This window comes from Bifidobacterium sp. LH_424 (assembly GCF_056356895.1).
The window spans coordinates 68038-82517 of sequence record NZ_JBKEVC010000006.1 but is presented as its reverse complement, the minus strand read 5'-3'; the positions used below and the strand labels follow the sequence as shown (position 1 = coordinate 82517).

The window sequence follows — 14480 nt, the reverse complement described above, 5'->3', positions numbered from 1 at the left end:
GCGCGACATCGCGTATCACGATGTCCGATTTCATCTACGAAGTGGTGTCATCACTGTCCGGACGCCCGTCGCGCACACTGATGACGCTGGTCGGTACCGTGCTGGGTATCGCGGCGTTCATCGGCATCATCGGGCTGACGCAAAGCGCGAATGGCCAGATCAGTGAAGGCTTCGACGAGCTGGAGGCGACCACCGTGCACATCACGGACAAGCCGGGTGCCGGAGACGGTGATAACGCAGCCGGGGATAGCGAGACCGGCGACACAGCCGGCTTGGTGCCGGGCTTGGGATTTCCGCTGGATTCCGGCAAACGCATGGAACGGCTCAATGGCGTCGAATCGGCGACGCTGTTCTGGCGCGTATCGACCGGTTCGGGGGATGACGGCAGTCCGGCGGCGATACGCACATCACCGGCGTCGGCCATGGCGGCGGATGGTTCCAGTGGGCGGTCCTCGTTCCCCGTGTACGCCGCGGATACGGGGATCTTCGGCATCGGGGCCGGCATGAAGTCCGGCGTACCGTTCGACGCGGCGCATGTCCGGCATCGTTCACATGTGATCGTGCTGGGCACGAAGGCCGCACAGGCGCTTGGTATGGACGGCGATCCGACGACGCCGCGGTCCGTCTATATCGGCGACGAACCGTACACGGTGATCGGTGTCATGCGCGCGGTACCGGAGATTCCGCAACTGTCGACCGCAGGCGTCATTCCCGTCAGCACGGCGATCGGCATGTACGGCGCTCCCTCCGCGGATTCTCCGGCGGAGATGATGGTGCACACGCAACTGGGCGCGGCGCAACTCATCTCACGTCAGGCACCGTATGCGTTGCGGCCGGACGCCCCCGACCGATTCGTCGTGGATGCGCCACCGGACTGGTCGAAAGCGACCGGCGGCGTGAAATCATCGATGTCCGGCCTGTTGCTGGGATTGGCGGCGATGGCGCTGCTCATCGGATGCGTGGGCATCGCGAACGCGACGTTGACATCGATCTACGAGCGTATCCCGGAGATCGGATTGCGCCGGGCGTTGGGCGCACGTCCCGCCCATATCGCCGCCCAGGTGCTGGGCGAGACCGCGGTGCTCGGCGGCATCGGCGGTCTGCTCGGCATGAATCTCGGTTTGGCGGCGGTACTCGTCGTATGCGTGGCGCAATCATGGACGGCCGTCATCGACCCGCTGCTGCTCGCATTGGGTCCCGCGCTCGGCATACTGACAGGCGTGCTCGCGGGTCTCTATCCCGCGTGGAAGGCGTCGCGCATCAGCCCGGTCGCCGCGTTGCAGCATCTGTGACGGACGACGTGGCGGACGGCATTCGGCCGCCACGCTGTCCGTCGTCTCCCGCCGCTCACGCCGCCGGGAAGACGACGGCGGGCTTGGCCTGGGTGCGGTTGGCGCGTTCGATGATGGCGGCCACGTCGGCGGGGGCGATGGCACCGGCCGCGTCATCGCGCGTTTCTGCCACGATGGCGGCGTAGTGGACGCCTTTCTCCAGTTCGCGGTCGATGCGGCGGCCGAATCGCAGTTCACGCGCCTCGTCGGCGGTGATGGCGACGACCGGCATCGCGCCGCGCGCCGCGTCGGCCATGCCGACGGCACGCGCGCGCAGCCAGTCGCCGCGCGCGTCGCCGGACAGTCCGGCGGGCGTATCGAGCACGCAACGGTTGCGCGTGACGGTCTCGCCGTCGCGGTTCGTGAACGTCTTCGGCTCGGCGTGCGCGGCGATCACCTGCATCGCAGCGGGCGCGGTTTCGCCGGTTCCGGTCGTATCATCGCCGATTCCGGCGTCCGTGACGGCCGGGAGGACGGTCACCTGCGCGAGACCGGAATGGTCGTCGGACAGCGCGAACCGGCCGACGCGCGTGCGGCGCAGGCGGGTGAGGTACCCGCCGACGCCGAGCGCCTCACCGAGGTCGCGGGCGAGCGCGCGAATGTACGTGCCGGACGAGCAGCTCACACGCACGTCCACGTCGATGACGGGGACGACGGCTTCCGTCTGTTCGACTTCGGAGCCGCCCTCGGGACCACCCTCAGTCGGCTGCGCCGACAGCTCCCGCCAGCGGGAGCGGGACGTGGAGTCAGTTTGCAGCGGGGAAGTGGGGTCGCTTGTGCTTGCGACGCCTTCGCGTGTGGCGAGCACGGCGAACTCGGCGATGTGGACGGGACGCGCCTTCAGGGCGACGTCCTTGCCGGCGCGCGCGAGATCGTAGGCGCGTTGACCGTCGATCTTGATCGCGGAGAACGTGTTCGGAATCTGTTCGATGTCGCCGGTGAACCGTTCGGCGATCGTCGATGCGATGACGGCGCGGAGACGGGCGGCGTTCGTGGCGTCGTCATCCGACGCGTCCGGACGACCACCCTCAGTCGGCTGCGCCGACAGCTCCCGCCAGCGGGAGCGCAGGGAGGCGGTGTCGGGCGGGATGATGTCGCCTTCGGCGTCGTCGGTGGTGGTGGCGAGGCCGAGGCGGATCGTCGCCTCATACGTCTTGTCGTGTTCGACGATGTACTGCAGGAGGCGCGTGGCGCGGCCGAACCCGATGACCAGCATGCCGGTGGCCATCGGGTCGAGCGTGCCGGCGTGCCCGACCTTCTTCGTGTGCAGCGCGGCGCGCACGGCCGCGACCGCGTCGAAGCTGGTCACGCCCTTCGGCTTGTCGACGATCAGCAGGCCGTCGGCGCATGTGGTGGTGGTCATCGGCATTCTGGGCACCTCCGCAGGTCTCGTTCCCTCAAAGAGAGGCGATCGTCGTCATTCGGCGTCGTTCGCGGTGACGTCGAAATCGTCCATGTCGTCGAAATCGTCGTCGGAATCCGCATCGTCGTCGAAGCCATCCGCCTCGGTGTCGGCGTCTTCCGGCTCGTCGTGCTTGTACGGGTCGGCGTCGCCCGCGTACTGGGCGGTGGCGCGCGCCTTGGCGAGCTCCTCGTCGCGCTTGCGCGCGATGGCGAGGATGTCCTCGATCTCGTGGGCCTCGCCCGGCACCTCGTCGAACACGAACTGGAGCTGCGGGGTGAGGCGCAGGCCGGCCTTGTGGCCGACGAGCTTGCGCAGATGGCCCTTCGCCTGGTCGAGGGCCTGCTGGGCGCGCTTGCGTTCGCCCGCCTCCTTGCCCTCGTGGCCGTACTGCGTCCAGTAGACCTTGGCGATCTGCAGATCGTTGGTCACGCGCACGTCGGTGATGGTGATGTTCGTCAGTCGCTTGTCATGCAGCTCGCGTTCGATGGAGGACGCGATGACGCGCTGGATCAGGGCCGCGATGCGCGCGGCGCGGGGATTCGTTCCTGCCATGAAAGTCCTTTCGATGATTCGCTCCCGCATCCGGGGAAGGGGAGCCCCATACAGTTTGCTCCCCCTGTCAGGGGGAGCTGTCGTCGTAGACGACTGAGGGGGTCACGCGGCCTCATCCGGTCGCGCCCTGCAACCCCCTCAGCCTCACTTCGTTCGGCAGCTCCCCCTGACAGGGGGAGCATGAAAACCGCCGCCTCCGCTTCCCGCGGAGGCGACCATTGTGCGCTACTTGCGCTCGACCTCGCGCATCTCGAAGGTCTCGATGATGTCGCCGAGCTCGATGTCGTTGAAGGTGCCAAGGTTGATGCCCGCCTCGTAGCCTTCCTTGACGGACTGCACGTCGTCCTTGAAACGACGCAGCGAGGAGATCTCCAGGTCGTTGACCGTGGCGACGCCGTTGCGCAGGATACGGCACTTCGTACCGCGCTTGACCTCGCCGTCCTGCACCATGACGCCGGCGATGTTGCCGAACTTGGAGGAGCGGAAGATTTCGCGGATCTCGGAGTGGGAGGTGACGACCTCCTCGTATTCCGGCTTGAGCATGCCCTTGAGGGCCGCCTCGATGTCCTCGATGGCGCGGTAGATGACCGAGTAGTACTTGATCTCCACGCCCTCGCGGTCGGCGAGGTCCTGCACCTGACGGTTCGGACGCACGTTGAAGCCGATGATGACGGCCTTGTCGACCGTGGCGAGGTTGACGTCGTTCTGGGTGATCGCGCCGACGCCGCGGTGGATGACCTGGATGCCGACCTCGTCGGACACCTCGATCTTCATCAGGGAGTCCTCGAGCGCCTCGACGGAGCCGGAGGAGTCGCCCTTGATGACGATGTTGAGCATGTCCACCTCGGACTTGGCGAACTGCTCCTTCAGGGACTCGAGGGAGACGATCTTGCGACGCTTCGCGAGCTGCGCGGCACGCTCGGTGGCCTGGCGCTTCTCGGCGATCTGACGCGCGGTGCGGTCGTCCGGGGCGACGAGGAACAGGTCGCCTGCGGTCGGCACGGAGGTCAGGCCCAGCACCTGGACCGGCGTGGACGGGGTGGCCTCCTTCATGTGCTTGCCGTTCTCGTCGAGCATGGCGCGCACGCGGCCGTACGAAGTGCCGGCCACGATCGCGTCGCCGATGTGCAGGGTGCCCTGCTGGACGAGCACGGTCGCCACGGCGCCGCGGCCCTTGTCGAGTCGCGCCTCGATGGTGGCGCCGCGGGCGTCCATATCCGGGTTGGCCCTGAGGTCGAGGTCCGCGTCGGCGGTGAGCAGCACCGCTTCGAGGAGCTTGTCGACGTTGATGTTCTGCTTGGCGGAGATGTCGACGAACATGGTGTCGCCGCCGTACTCCTCCGGCACGAGGCCGAACTCGGTGAGCTGGCCGCGCACCTTGTCCGGGTTCGCGCCCGGCTTGTCGATCTTGTTGACGGCCACGACGATCGGCACGTGGGCGGCCTTCGCGTGGTTGATGGCCTCGACGGTCTGCGGCATGACGCCGTCATCCGCGGCCACGACGATGATCGCCACGTCGGTGATCTCCGCACCGCGGGCACGCATGGCGGTGAACGCCTCGTGGCCCGGGGTGTCGAGGAACGTGATCTTGCGCTTCTCGCCGTCCAGCTCGACCGTCACCTGGTAGGCGCCGATGCGCTGGGTGATGCCGCCGGCCTCGCCCTCGATGACGTTGGTCTTGCGGATCGTGTCGAGCAGTCGGGTCTTACCGTGGTCGACATGGCCCATGACGGTGACGACCGGCGGACGCGGCTTCAGATCCTCGTCCTCCTGCAGCTCCTCCTCGTCCAGGTTGATGTCGAACTGCTGGAGCAGCTCCTTGTCCTCCTCCTCGGCGGAGACGATCTGGATGTTCCAGCCGATCTCCTCGCCCAGAATCTGGAACGTGGACTCGTCGAGCGACTGCGTGGCCGTGGCCATCTCGCCGAGATGGAACATCACGGTGACGAGGGCCGCCGGATTGACGTTGATCTTCTCCGCGAGGTCCGCGAGGGAAGCGCCCTGGCGCAGGCGGATGGTCTGACCGTTGCCGCGCGGGATGCGCACGCCGCCGATGGTCGGCGCTTTGATCTCCTCGTACTCCCTGCGCTTCTGCAGACGGTTCTTACGCGCCTTGGAGCTCTTGCCGCCCTGACGGCCGAACGCGCCGGCCGCGCCGCCGCGACCGCGACCGCCGCCGCGCGCGGGACCGTTGCTCGGACCGCCGTTGTTCTGGAAGCCGCCGGTGCCGGTGCCGGAGCGGAAGCCGCCGCGGGCGCCACCGCCCTGCGCACCGCCCTGACCCGGACGGTTGTGGCCCCACTGGCCCGGACGCGGAGCGCCGCCCTGCCCCGGACGACCGTTGCGGAAGCCGCCGCGGGCGCCGCCGCGACCACGACCGCCGCCGTTGCGGCTGTCGTTCACGGTCGGACGCGCCATCGGGTGCGGACGCGGGATGTCACCGGGCGTGGGCGTGTGCATGCCCTGCTTGCGGCTGAACGGATTGTTGCCCGGACGCGGGCCCGGGGTGTGCGGACGCTGGCCGGCCTGACCCTGCTGGCCGCCGTGCTCCTGGCCGGGACGCGGAGCGCCCTGCTGGCCGCCGCGCGGCTGGTTGTTGCGCGGGCCCGGAGTCGGGGCGCCGGTCGGACGGCCCTGGCCGCCGCGACGCTCGCCGCCCGGACGCGGGGCGCCGGAACGGTTCTGGCCGGGGCGCTCACCGCGGCGCTCGCCACGATGTTCGCCGCGCTCGCCGCGATGCTGACCGCGATCGCCGCGCTCGCCGCGGGAGCCGGCGCCGGCCTGCGCGCCGCCCTGGCCGGGACGATGCTGGCCCGGGTGCGGGGCGGACGGACGCGCGCCCGGAACCGGACGCTGCTCGTGCTCGGCCGCGGCCGAAGCCGGGGTCGGAGCCGCCGGACGCGGGCCCGGAGTCGGCGCGGAGGACGTGTGGGAGGTGTGGGACGCCGCCGGGCCCGGAGTCGGGGCCGGAGACGGATGATGCTGGCCGGGACGCGGCGCGGACGGGGCCGCCGGACGCGCGCCCTTCGCGCCGTGCGAGCCGGCGCCGTTCTGACGGTTGCCGCCCTGGCCACCGTTGCCGCCCTGCTTCGCGAAGGCGGACTTGAGCTTGCGAGCCACCGGGGGCTCGACCGTGGAGGAGGCGGACTTGACGAACTCCCCCATATCCTTCAGCTTCTCCAGCGCGGTCTTGCTGTCGATGCCGAGTTCCTTGGCAATTTCATAAACGCGTGGTTTCGCCACTACTTGTTCTCCTATCCGTGACCACGCGCCTGCGCGGTCAAAACTTGAAGACGACGAGCCTGTTCATCGTGCGACCATGATCGTGTAATCCTCGTTCTTTGGCCGGGCATGCTTACGCCCGGCATACCGCATCAAGCATACTCAAAGCGCTGGATGTGGGCACGCCGGGCGCAAGCCTTCCGGTTACTTCGCTTCCGGGGCCGATTCCGGGGCGGAGGCGGCGTCGCCGGACGCCGCACCGGCAGCCTCGGCGGCCTCAGCGGCCTTCTCCGCGGCGACCTTCTTCGCGTGGGCCTCGGACGACTCGATGCCGATCTTCCAACCGGTGAGCTTGGCGGCCAGACGCGCGTTCTGGCCCTCCTTGCCGATGGCGAGCGACAGCTGGTCGTCGTGGATGAACGCGATCGCGGTCTTGTTCTTCTCGCTGATCACCTGCACGCCGGTCGCGACGGCCGGGGACAGCGCGGAGGCCACGAACTTCGCCGGATCGTCGGAGTAGTCGACGATGTCGATCTTCTCCGGTCCGAGGTTCTCCATGACGGCGCGCACGCGGGCGCCGCCGGGGCCGATCAGCGCACCCTTCGGGTTCACGCCGTCCGTGTTCGCCTTGACGGCAATCTTCGTACGGGCGCCGGCCTCACGCGCGATCGCCATGATCGACACGGCGCCGGAGACGAGCTCCGGGACCTCGCGCTCGAACAGCTTGCGCACGAGCTCCGGGTGGGAACGAGAGACGATGATCTCCGGGCCCTTCACGCCGCGGCCCACGTTCACCACGTACACGCGCAGACGCTGGCCGTGACGGTAGCGCTCGCCCGGCACCTGCTCGCGGCGGGGCAGGATCGCCTCGACATCGCCGACGGCGATGTGCACGTTGGACGGGTCCTTCACGTCCTGCTGGACGATGCCGGTGATGAGCTTGCCCTTCTGACCGGAGAACGCGCCGAACACGCGCTCGTCCTCGGCGCGGCGGAACAGCTGGGTGATGACCTGGCGCGCGGTGGCGGCGGCGAGACGGCCGAAGTCGCGCGGGGTGTCGTCGTATTCCTCGCCGAGCGTCGGCGCCGGGTGCGGATCCTCCTCGGTGGGGGTGCCCGGAATCTCGTCGGCGGCCCACACGGTGAACGTGCCGGCGCGCTCGTCGAGTTCGACGCGCGCGTGCTTGGCCGGGTGCGAGGTCTTCATGTAGGCGAGGCGCAGCGCCTCGGCGAGGGCCGCGTCGAGCGCGGCCGGGTCGATTCCTTGCTCGGATGCGAGCTTGTGCATGCCTTGCAGGTCCAGTTCCATGTCGCAAGACCTCCCTTGAGTTCAGTTATATCGGCTCTTGGCCCATTTGGTCACAGTCGATGTTTACTCTACTGTTTTATGCAGACACTTCGGGATTCAGCCGTGGGCGCGCGGGGCACGGGCCCCGGCGCCGTCATCGCCCGTCTCGCCTCGCGCCGCAGGTCGCGCCCCCTATCGCATCCCACGTCATCGCGTCTCGTCTCGCGTCTCGCCGCATCCGTCGCCGTATGCGCGTTCGTCGCGCCGCTGGCGGGATGCGCCACGCCGCATCTCGAAGCGCGCAACACGGACGCGACGAAACTCGGCGCCTGCGAAAGCGCCTACCTGACCGCGCAGGCCGGCACCGGCGGCGACGCCGGCACGGCCGACGCGCAGCCGACGATGATGCGTTACCTCAACGGCCTCGCGGCGACGGACGCGTGGCTCACCGTCGCCTCCGTCTGCACGTCGCGGTTCGCCGAGGGCGCGTTGCGCTCGGCGCAGGTCGCCTACCGCACCGAGACGCTCGGCGCGGCGCTCGGCGTCGCCTCGCCCACGCCGCCGACCGTCGACTACGGCGACGTCGTGCGGCTCGACGCGGGAGCCGACGCGTTGGCGGCGATGTCGCTGGCGGAGGACCGCGCCGGTTTCGCGCTCGAGGTGCTGGCGGCGCGCGGCGTCGACGACGCCACGCTCGCCGCCTCCGACAACCACAAGACCGCCGCCCAGCGCCTGTTCACGCTGTCCGGTGCGAGCCGGGACCCACGTCAGAAGGTGTACGCCGTCGACGAGCTTCTCGCGCATCCCGACACGATCGAGGATTCCGCGGCCGGCGTGACAGCGCCGACGGTGGCCGTCGTCGAGATGGACTGCGCCCGCGCCTACCTCGACGCGATCGGCGGCGTCGACGATGCGGATTCGTCCGATATCGCCGCCGAATCCGATACGTCCAACAGCACCGCCACCTACGATTCGACGACTGGTTCCACGACGGATGATTCCGGATCGGCCGCCGGCTCCGGCTCCGCGGAATCCGGCTCGGGCACCGCCGATTCGAGCGGCACCGGTTCGTCCGACGCCTCGGGCACGGCCTCGTCCCCGTCGCGCAAGACGCTCGCCTGGCTGGCCCGCATGGCCGCCGCCCGCGCCTGGCGCGCGATGGAACTCGGCTACCCCTCCGCCGACTCCGCCCTCTTCCGCTGAGCAACGGCTCCTCGGCCCCCTCTACGGAACATCGCCTCCCTCTGACGAGGGAGGTGTCATCGCGAAGCGATGACGGAGGGAGAGAAGATGAGCGGCCGTAGGCCGCGGGAACATCGAATCGGCCTGCGGCCGATGCCGTATCTTCCGCGGCCTGCGGCCGCTGTCTCTCCCCCAGTCAGCCTTCGGCTGACAGCCCCCCTCGTCAGAGGGGGCCAGAGAACGGCCGCATACGAAAAGGGCTTCGGGAATCCCGAAGCCCTTGATATCGCGGATAAGGCGAGATTCGAACTCGCGGAGGGGTTCGCCCTCACACGCTTTCGAGGCGTGCTCCTTAGACCGCTCGGACACTTATCCAGTCGTCACGTAAAACGCAACCTGTTCATTATAAGCCTGTTCGTCCGACACGCAAATCACCGCGCGTCGCGACCCGCCGCTACAGCTCCTGCTCGTGGACGGAGGCGTTGACCCACTGGCTCTGCTGGACGTTGTACCCGGAGAAGATGCCGATGTCGAGCATGCAGTCGCGGTAGTCGCGGCCGTGGGCGATCGTGATGTAGTTGTCGTCGACCATGCGGTTGTGGGTCGGGTCGAGGCCGATCCACCGGCCGTTGTGGTAAATCTCCACCCACGCGTGCGTCGCGCCCTCGCCGCCCAGCAGGCCCGCGATGTAGCGCGCGATCAGCCCGCAATGGCGCGCCACCGAGAGCATCACGTGCGCGTAGTCCTGGCACACGCCCTTGCGCTGCTCCAGCGCCTGCTCGGCGGTCGTGCGGATCGTCGTGGATCCGGGCGTGTAGACGAATGCGCGGAACACCTCGTCCATGATCTCGCGCGCCTTGTCGATCGGCGAGGCGCTGTCCGGCAGGGCGGCGAGACGGTTGCGGCAGATCGCCGTCAGCGCCTCGACCGCCGGGCCGGGGATCGTCAGCGCTGAATCGAACCTGTAGAGCGGCTTGTAGATCTCCGGCTTGATGTGCTCGTTGTCGACGAACGCGATGCCGGTCACCTTGTAGTTGAACACGTCGTGCGGCTCGGGGATGTACCCGGTCTTCACGACCGAATCGAACGAGTCGATGGTGGTCTCCAACTCCACATCCGGTTCGATGTCGATCTCCACGTCCACGACCTGCTGGCGCGGGCCGGTGGCGGGGATGCACCGCAACTGGAACCGGTGGTCGGTGACGGGTGAGCTGAAGCTGAGCTTCATCTCATAATCAAACACCAGTTTTTTCATGCTTCAGGCTCCGGGAAAGTGGACGGCATAGGAACGACATACTGTCTTCCAACTTTACCAGTGTGACCCAGGTCACGGCCTGCGCGCGTCCATGTTCATCGAGCTCAGCGAGCTGCCGTCCTTGATGTCGCCGTGGATGGACCGACGGCCGAAGTCGCTGAGGAACTCCTGCAGACGGCCGTTGAGCTCCGGGTAGCCGCGCTGCGGCAGCTGGCCGAGCAGCCAGCTCACGCCCTCGGCGAAGCACTGCGGCAGCGGCATGCCGTCAAGCGCGTGCGCGTAGGTCTCCAGCTTGCGCAGCGGCGCCTCCATCTCCGCCATCGGCATGCCGAAGCGCGTGTACAGGTCGATGCGTTCGATGTACTTGCCGATGAAGATGAACGCCTTGAGCGTCATGTCCGCCGCCGAGTTCTCGATGCCGCCCCAGAAGGCGAGCATGTCGTCGGCCACGTCGCGCTGCGTGTAGATGTCCTCCGCGCTGGCGGAGCGTTCGGCCGCGTCGGTGATGTTCGTCATCGCGAGCTCCACGTACTGCAGCAGGCGCGAGCTCAATTCCGGGCGCAGGATGACCGCGTTGTTGAACGCGGCGACGATGGCGGAGCGCACCGAATCCGGGTTCGTGCCGTCGTAGAGGAACGAGTGGATGAACGTGTCGAAGTCCTCGAAGTCCTCCGGCAGGTCGAGCGCGCGGGCGAACGGGCGGAACGCGTCTGGGTTCTCATCCATCACGCGGTCGTAGAACGGGAAGAACTGGACGAGCGTGGTGAACGCGCGTTCGGTGTAGCGGCCCAGCCAGTACAGGTTGTCGGCCTTCGAGGCGGTGACAAGCTGGAGCGAATGCTTGCGCGCATGAGGCATGAGGCTCACCGATTCGATCTCGGCGCCGCGCGCGAAGTCCTTGCTGCCGTCGGACGGGGCGAGCACCCACGTGTCCTTGAAGCCGCCGCCCTGCGAGGAGTTGACGATCATCTGGCCAGGCACGGACGAGTAGCGGGTCAGGCCGGAATACCACACGTGCGTGTTCTGGCCGGTCACGACGAACGCGCGCAGGTCGCACTTGCGCGGGCTCCGCTCCCCCGTCGCCGGGTCGACCACGTCGATGTCGCGGAACTGGATAATCTCCTGCGCGATGAACCGGCGCGGGTCGGTCTTGATCTTGTCGGCCAGCTCCTCGCGCTTCGCCTTGTCAAGGTCGCGGCCGAAGACCACGCCGTAGCCTCCCGCCTCGGCCACGTCCTTGATGACGAGCTCGCCCATGCGGTCGAGGACCTCCTTGCGGTCCTTCTCGAACATCGGCATGTAGGTGGGCGCGTTGTGCAGGATCGGCTCCTCGTTGAGGTAGTACTTGATCATGCGCGGCACGAAGTAGTAGATGGCCTTGTCGTCGGCGGCACCGTTGCCCGGCGCGTTGACGATCGCCACGTTGCCGGCGCGGTAGGCGGACAGGAGTCCCGGCACGCCGATCACCGAATCCGGGTTGAACGCGAACGGGTCGAGGAAGTCGTCGGCGAGTCGGCGGTAGACGACGCCGACGCGATGGCGGTTGCCCGCGTAGTCGAGGAAGAACAGTTTGTTCTCGACGACTTCGAGGTCCTCGGGGAAGGCGAGCGTCGCGCCGGTCTTCTCCGCCAGATACGCGTGCTCGAAGAACGCGGAGTTGTAGCGTCCCGGCGTAAGCACCACGGCGATGCCCTCGGTGGAGACGAAGTCCATCGACTTGCGCAGCAGGCGCGGGTAGTCGCGGTTGTCGCGCACGTGAATCTCGCGGAACAGTCGCGGATTCGTGCGTCGTTCGATGTCGCGGGCGAACAGCGGGTAGCTGGCGCCGGACGGGATGCGCAGATTGTCCTCGAGCACCCACCAGCGGCCGTCCTCGCCCTGCACGAGATCCTCGCCGGCGATGTGCGCGAACACGCCGCCGGGAGGCGTCACGCCGTTGACCTGCGGGTAGTAGCCGGCGGACGTGTACACGAACTCCTCGGGCACGACGCCGTCGTGGATGATCCGCTTCTCCGAATAGATGTCCCTGAGGTAGGCGTTCAGCGCGTTGACGCGCTGCTTCAGGCCCGCCTCCAGCTCGTCGAACTCGTCGGATTCGATGACGCGCGGAATCGGGTCGTAGGGGAACAGACGGTCCTTGTACACGCCGTCCTTGTACACGCCGAACCGCACGCCGTTGCGGCTCAGTTCGCGGTTGATCTCCTCACGTCGCGCCACCAGTTCCGCCGCAAGCCTGCTCGCCGCCGATTCAATCATCGTGCCACTTTCCTTGTGATGGGTCTTGTCTTTCGTACCCGACTCACCGTAGGAAGACCCGGTTTCGGCAAACGCGCGCCAATGTTACGAACACGTCACCGCCGCATCGTCGCAATCATCACAATCGTCGCATCATCGCGTCACTGCATCGCCGCACCATCACCGCCGCATCGGCGCTGAACCGTATACTCGTTGGCTATGACACGACTGCGCATCGACCTGGCATACGACGGCGGCGGCTTCTACGGATGGGCCACGCAACCGGACATCCGCACCGTGCAGGGCACCATCGAGGCGGCGCTGCACAAGCTGCTGCGCGTGCCCGAACACGACCCGGACGAGCCGCTACGTCTCGTCGTCGCCGGACGCACCGACACGGGCGTCCACGCGAGTCATCAGGTCTGCCATCTCGACATCACGGAATCGACGCTGGAACGCGCCGTCGGGCACATGAAGGTGCCGGCGGTCACCGCGCTCGAGCATCGTCTGCAACGTCTCCTGCCGACGGACATCGCGATTCATCGCGTGTCCGTCGCGCCGGACGGCTTCGACGCGCGGTTCTCGGCGCTGGAACGCACGTACGTGTACCGGATCGCCGACCGCGAGAGCGAGGTGGACCCGCGTCTGCGCGGCTGCGTGCTGCACGTCGACGACACGCTCGATCTGGACACGATGAACCGGGCGGCGGCGATGACGCTCGGATTGCATGATTTCGGTTCGTTCGCGACGCCGAATCCGGGAGGCACGACGATTCGCGAGGTGAAGCGCGCCACGTGGACGCGCGTCCCGTCGCGCCCGCTGGTACCGGCGCGCGACGACGTCGCGACGCACGGTACCGGCGACGCGGCGGACGGCGGCACGGCGGACGGCGGCACGGCGAGTGACGGATACGGCGACGACGCGACGATCGGGTACGTGACGCCGACGCTGGAGTCGGGACTGGTGTGCTTCACGATCGTCGCGGACGCGTTCGCGCGCAACATGGTGCGATCGCTCGTCAACGCATGCGTCGCGGTGGGCATCGGCAAACGCGATCTGGACTGGTTCGCCGGCAAAATGGCCGTGCCGAAGCGCGAGGGATCGACGGGACCGATCGCGCCGCAGGGACTCACGCTGGAACACGTCGCCTACCCGCCCGACGACGAACTCGCCTCCCGCGCCGAAGCGATCCGCGCCGTCCGCACGTTGCCGTAACGCTTCCCCGCGACTCACTTCCCCACTTCCCCACAACCCACCTTTTCACAACCCACCATCCCATCACTCACCTCCCCATAGCGCCATCTCTCCCATGGTGCGGCAACACACTTTCTCCACAACGGCGGAATTCCGCCATTTTCGTCTACCGCACCATGGGTGTTTTACCGCACCATGGGAGGTTGAGTGGGTGATGAGTGGGGTGGATAGGTGGGATAGGTGGGATGGAAGAGGAGGAAGGGGAATTGGGTGGGTATGCGAAAGGGGTCGGGAACCCTGGTGGATTCCCGACCCCTTGTATCGCGAGTCAGCTGACGCTAACGGCTCACTCGGCCTGCTCGGCCGGAGCCTCAACCGGAGCCTCGGCAGCCGGAGCCTCGGTCTCGGCGGACTTGGCGGCGGCTTCGGCTTCCTTCACGACGGCCTGCTTCTTGCTCACCGGCTCGGTGACGAGCTCGATGATGGCGGCGGGCGCGTTGTCGCCCTTGCGCGGGGCGATCTTCACGATGCGGGTGTAGCCACCCTCACGCTGCTCCATCTGCTCGGCGATCTGGGTGAACAGCACGTGCACGACGGACTTGTTGCGGATGACGCGCATCACGCGACGGCGGGAGTGCAGATCACCGCGCTTGGCGAAGGTGATCAGGCGCTCGGCCAGCGGACGAAGGCGCTTGGCCTTCGGCAGCGTGGTGACGATGCGGCCGTTCTGGAACAGGCTGGTGGCCATGTTCGCGAGCATCAGGCGCTCGTGCGCCGGGCTGGAGGCCAGACGCGGGCCCTTCTTGGGTGTGGGCAT

10 protein-coding genes and 1 tRNA gene are annotated in these 14480 nt (G+C 67.7%); 3 read left to right on the top strand and 8 right to left on the bottom strand.

Annotation, left to right across the window (positions count from 1 at the left end):
- The first annotated feature begins 20 nt into the window (after positions 1-20).
- On the top strand, positions 21-1292 hold the full coding sequence (locus tag AC1AYP_RS06595) for an ABC transporter permease (protein WP_476502893.1): 1272 nt from the start codon (positions 21-23) through the stop codon (positions 1290-1292).
- Positions 1293-1347: 55 nt separating this feature from the next.
- On the opposite strand, the gene AC1AYP_RS06590 is transcribed toward AC1AYP_RS06595, so the two are convergent.
- The 4 genes from AC1AYP_RS06590 to nusA all read right to left on the bottom strand — a co-directional run bounded on the left by AC1AYP_RS06590 (position 1348) and on the right by nusA (position 7818).
- Positions 1348-2694, bottom strand: coding sequence for a tRNA pseudouridine synthase B (locus tag AC1AYP_RS06590; protein WP_476502894.1), 1347 nt, complete (start codon positions 2692-2694; stop codon positions 1348-1350).
- A 54-nt stretch (positions 2695-2748) separates the two neighbouring features.
- Positions 2749-3288: a 30S ribosome-binding factor RbfA gene (gene rbfA / locus AC1AYP_RS06585; RefSeq protein ID WP_476502895.1), complete on the bottom strand. Its 540-nt coding sequence runs from the start codon at positions 3286-3288 to the stop codon at positions 2749-2751.
- A 225-nt stretch (positions 3289-3513) separates the two neighbouring features.
- A complete protein-coding gene (gene infB / locus AC1AYP_RS06580) occupies positions 3514-6531 on the bottom strand; it encodes a translation initiation factor IF-2 (RefSeq protein ID WP_476502896.1) in 3018 nt (1005 codons plus the stop codon).
- 183 nt (positions 6532-6714) lie between these two features.
- Positions 6715-7818, bottom strand: a complete 1104-nt coding sequence (gene nusA, locus AC1AYP_RS06575; protein ID WP_476547197.1) for a transcription termination factor NusA — start codon at positions 7816-7818, stop codon at positions 6715-6717.
- A gap of 78 nt (positions 7819-7896) precedes the next feature.
- Between nusA and AC1AYP_RS06570 the strand changes: the two genes are divergently transcribed.
- The gene (locus tag AC1AYP_RS06570) at positions 7897-9000 is read left to right on the top strand and encodes a hypothetical protein (protein WP_476502898.1); all 1104 of its coding nucleotides are present in this window, start codon (positions 7897-7899) and stop codon (positions 8998-9000) included.
- A gap of 268 nt (positions 9001-9268) precedes the next feature.
- Here AC1AYP_RS06570 and AC1AYP_RS06565 read toward each other — a convergent pair.
- The 3 genes from AC1AYP_RS06565 to AC1AYP_RS06555 form a co-directional block, all read right to left on the bottom strand.
- Positions 9269-9354: transfer RNA gene (locus AC1AYP_RS06565), tRNA-Ser, on the bottom strand.
- 79 nt (positions 9355-9433) lie between these two features.
- Positions 9434-10234: a transglutaminase family protein gene (locus tag AC1AYP_RS06560; protein ID WP_476547195.1), complete on the bottom strand. Its 801-nt coding sequence runs from the start codon at positions 10232-10234 to the stop codon at positions 9434-9436.
- 72 nt (positions 10235-10306) lie between these two features.
- Complete coding sequence (locus tag AC1AYP_RS06555) at positions 10307-12490, bottom strand: circularly permuted type 2 ATP-grasp protein (RefSeq protein ID WP_476502900.1); 2184 nt, start codon at positions 12488-12490, stop codon at positions 10307-10309.
- 198 nt (positions 12491-12688) lie between these two features.
- On the opposite strand from AC1AYP_RS06555, the gene AC1AYP_RS06550 reads away from it, so the two are divergent.
- Positions 12689-13684: a tRNA pseudouridine synthase A gene (locus AC1AYP_RS06550; protein WP_476547210.1), complete on the top strand. Its 996-nt coding sequence runs from the start codon at positions 12689-12691 to the stop codon at positions 13682-13684.
- Between the two features lie 325 nt (positions 13685-14009).
- Here the strand turns inward: AC1AYP_RS06550 and rplQ are convergent, their stop codons facing one another.
- Positions 14010-14480, bottom strand: a complete 471-nt coding sequence (gene rplQ, locus AC1AYP_RS06545) for a 50S ribosomal protein L17 (protein ID WP_476547193.1) — start codon at positions 14478-14480, stop codon at positions 14010-14012.

Bases quoted from the DNA above. Each gene is read 5' to 3' on its own strand.
- AC1AYP_RS06595 (WP_476502893.1), top strand. From the start codon at position 21: ATGTCCGATTTCATCTACGAAGTGGTGTCATCACTGTCCGGACGCCCG.
- AC1AYP_RS06590 (WP_476502894.1), bottom strand. From the start codon at position 2,694: ATGACCACCACCACATGCGCCGACGGCCTGCTGATCGTCGACAAGCCG.
- rbfA (WP_476502895.1), bottom strand. From the start codon at position 3,288: ATGGCAGGAACGAATCCCCGCGCCGCGCGCATCGCGGCCCTGATCCAG.
- nusA (WP_476547197.1), bottom strand. From the start codon at position 7,818: ATGGAACTGGACCTGCAAGGCATGCACAAGCTCGCATCCGAGCAAGGA.
- AC1AYP_RS06570 (WP_476502898.1), top strand. From the start codon at position 7,897: ATGCAGACACTTCGGGATTCAGCCGTGGGCGCGCGGGGCACGGGCCCC.
- AC1AYP_RS06560 (WP_476547195.1), bottom strand. From the start codon at position 10,234: ATGAAAAAACTGGTGTTTGATTATGAGATGAAGCTCAGCTTCAGCTCA.
- AC1AYP_RS06555 (WP_476502900.1), bottom strand. From the start codon at position 12,490: ATGATTGAATCGGCGGCGAGCAGGCTTGCGGCGGAACTGGTGGCGCGA.
- AC1AYP_RS06550 (WP_476547210.1), top strand. From the start codon at position 12,689: ATGACACGACTGCGCATCGACCTGGCATACGACGGCGGCGGCTTCTAC.
- rplQ (WP_476547193.1), bottom strand. From the start codon at position 14,480: ATGCCCACACCCAAGAAGGGCCCGCGTCTGGCCTCCAGCCCGGCGCAC.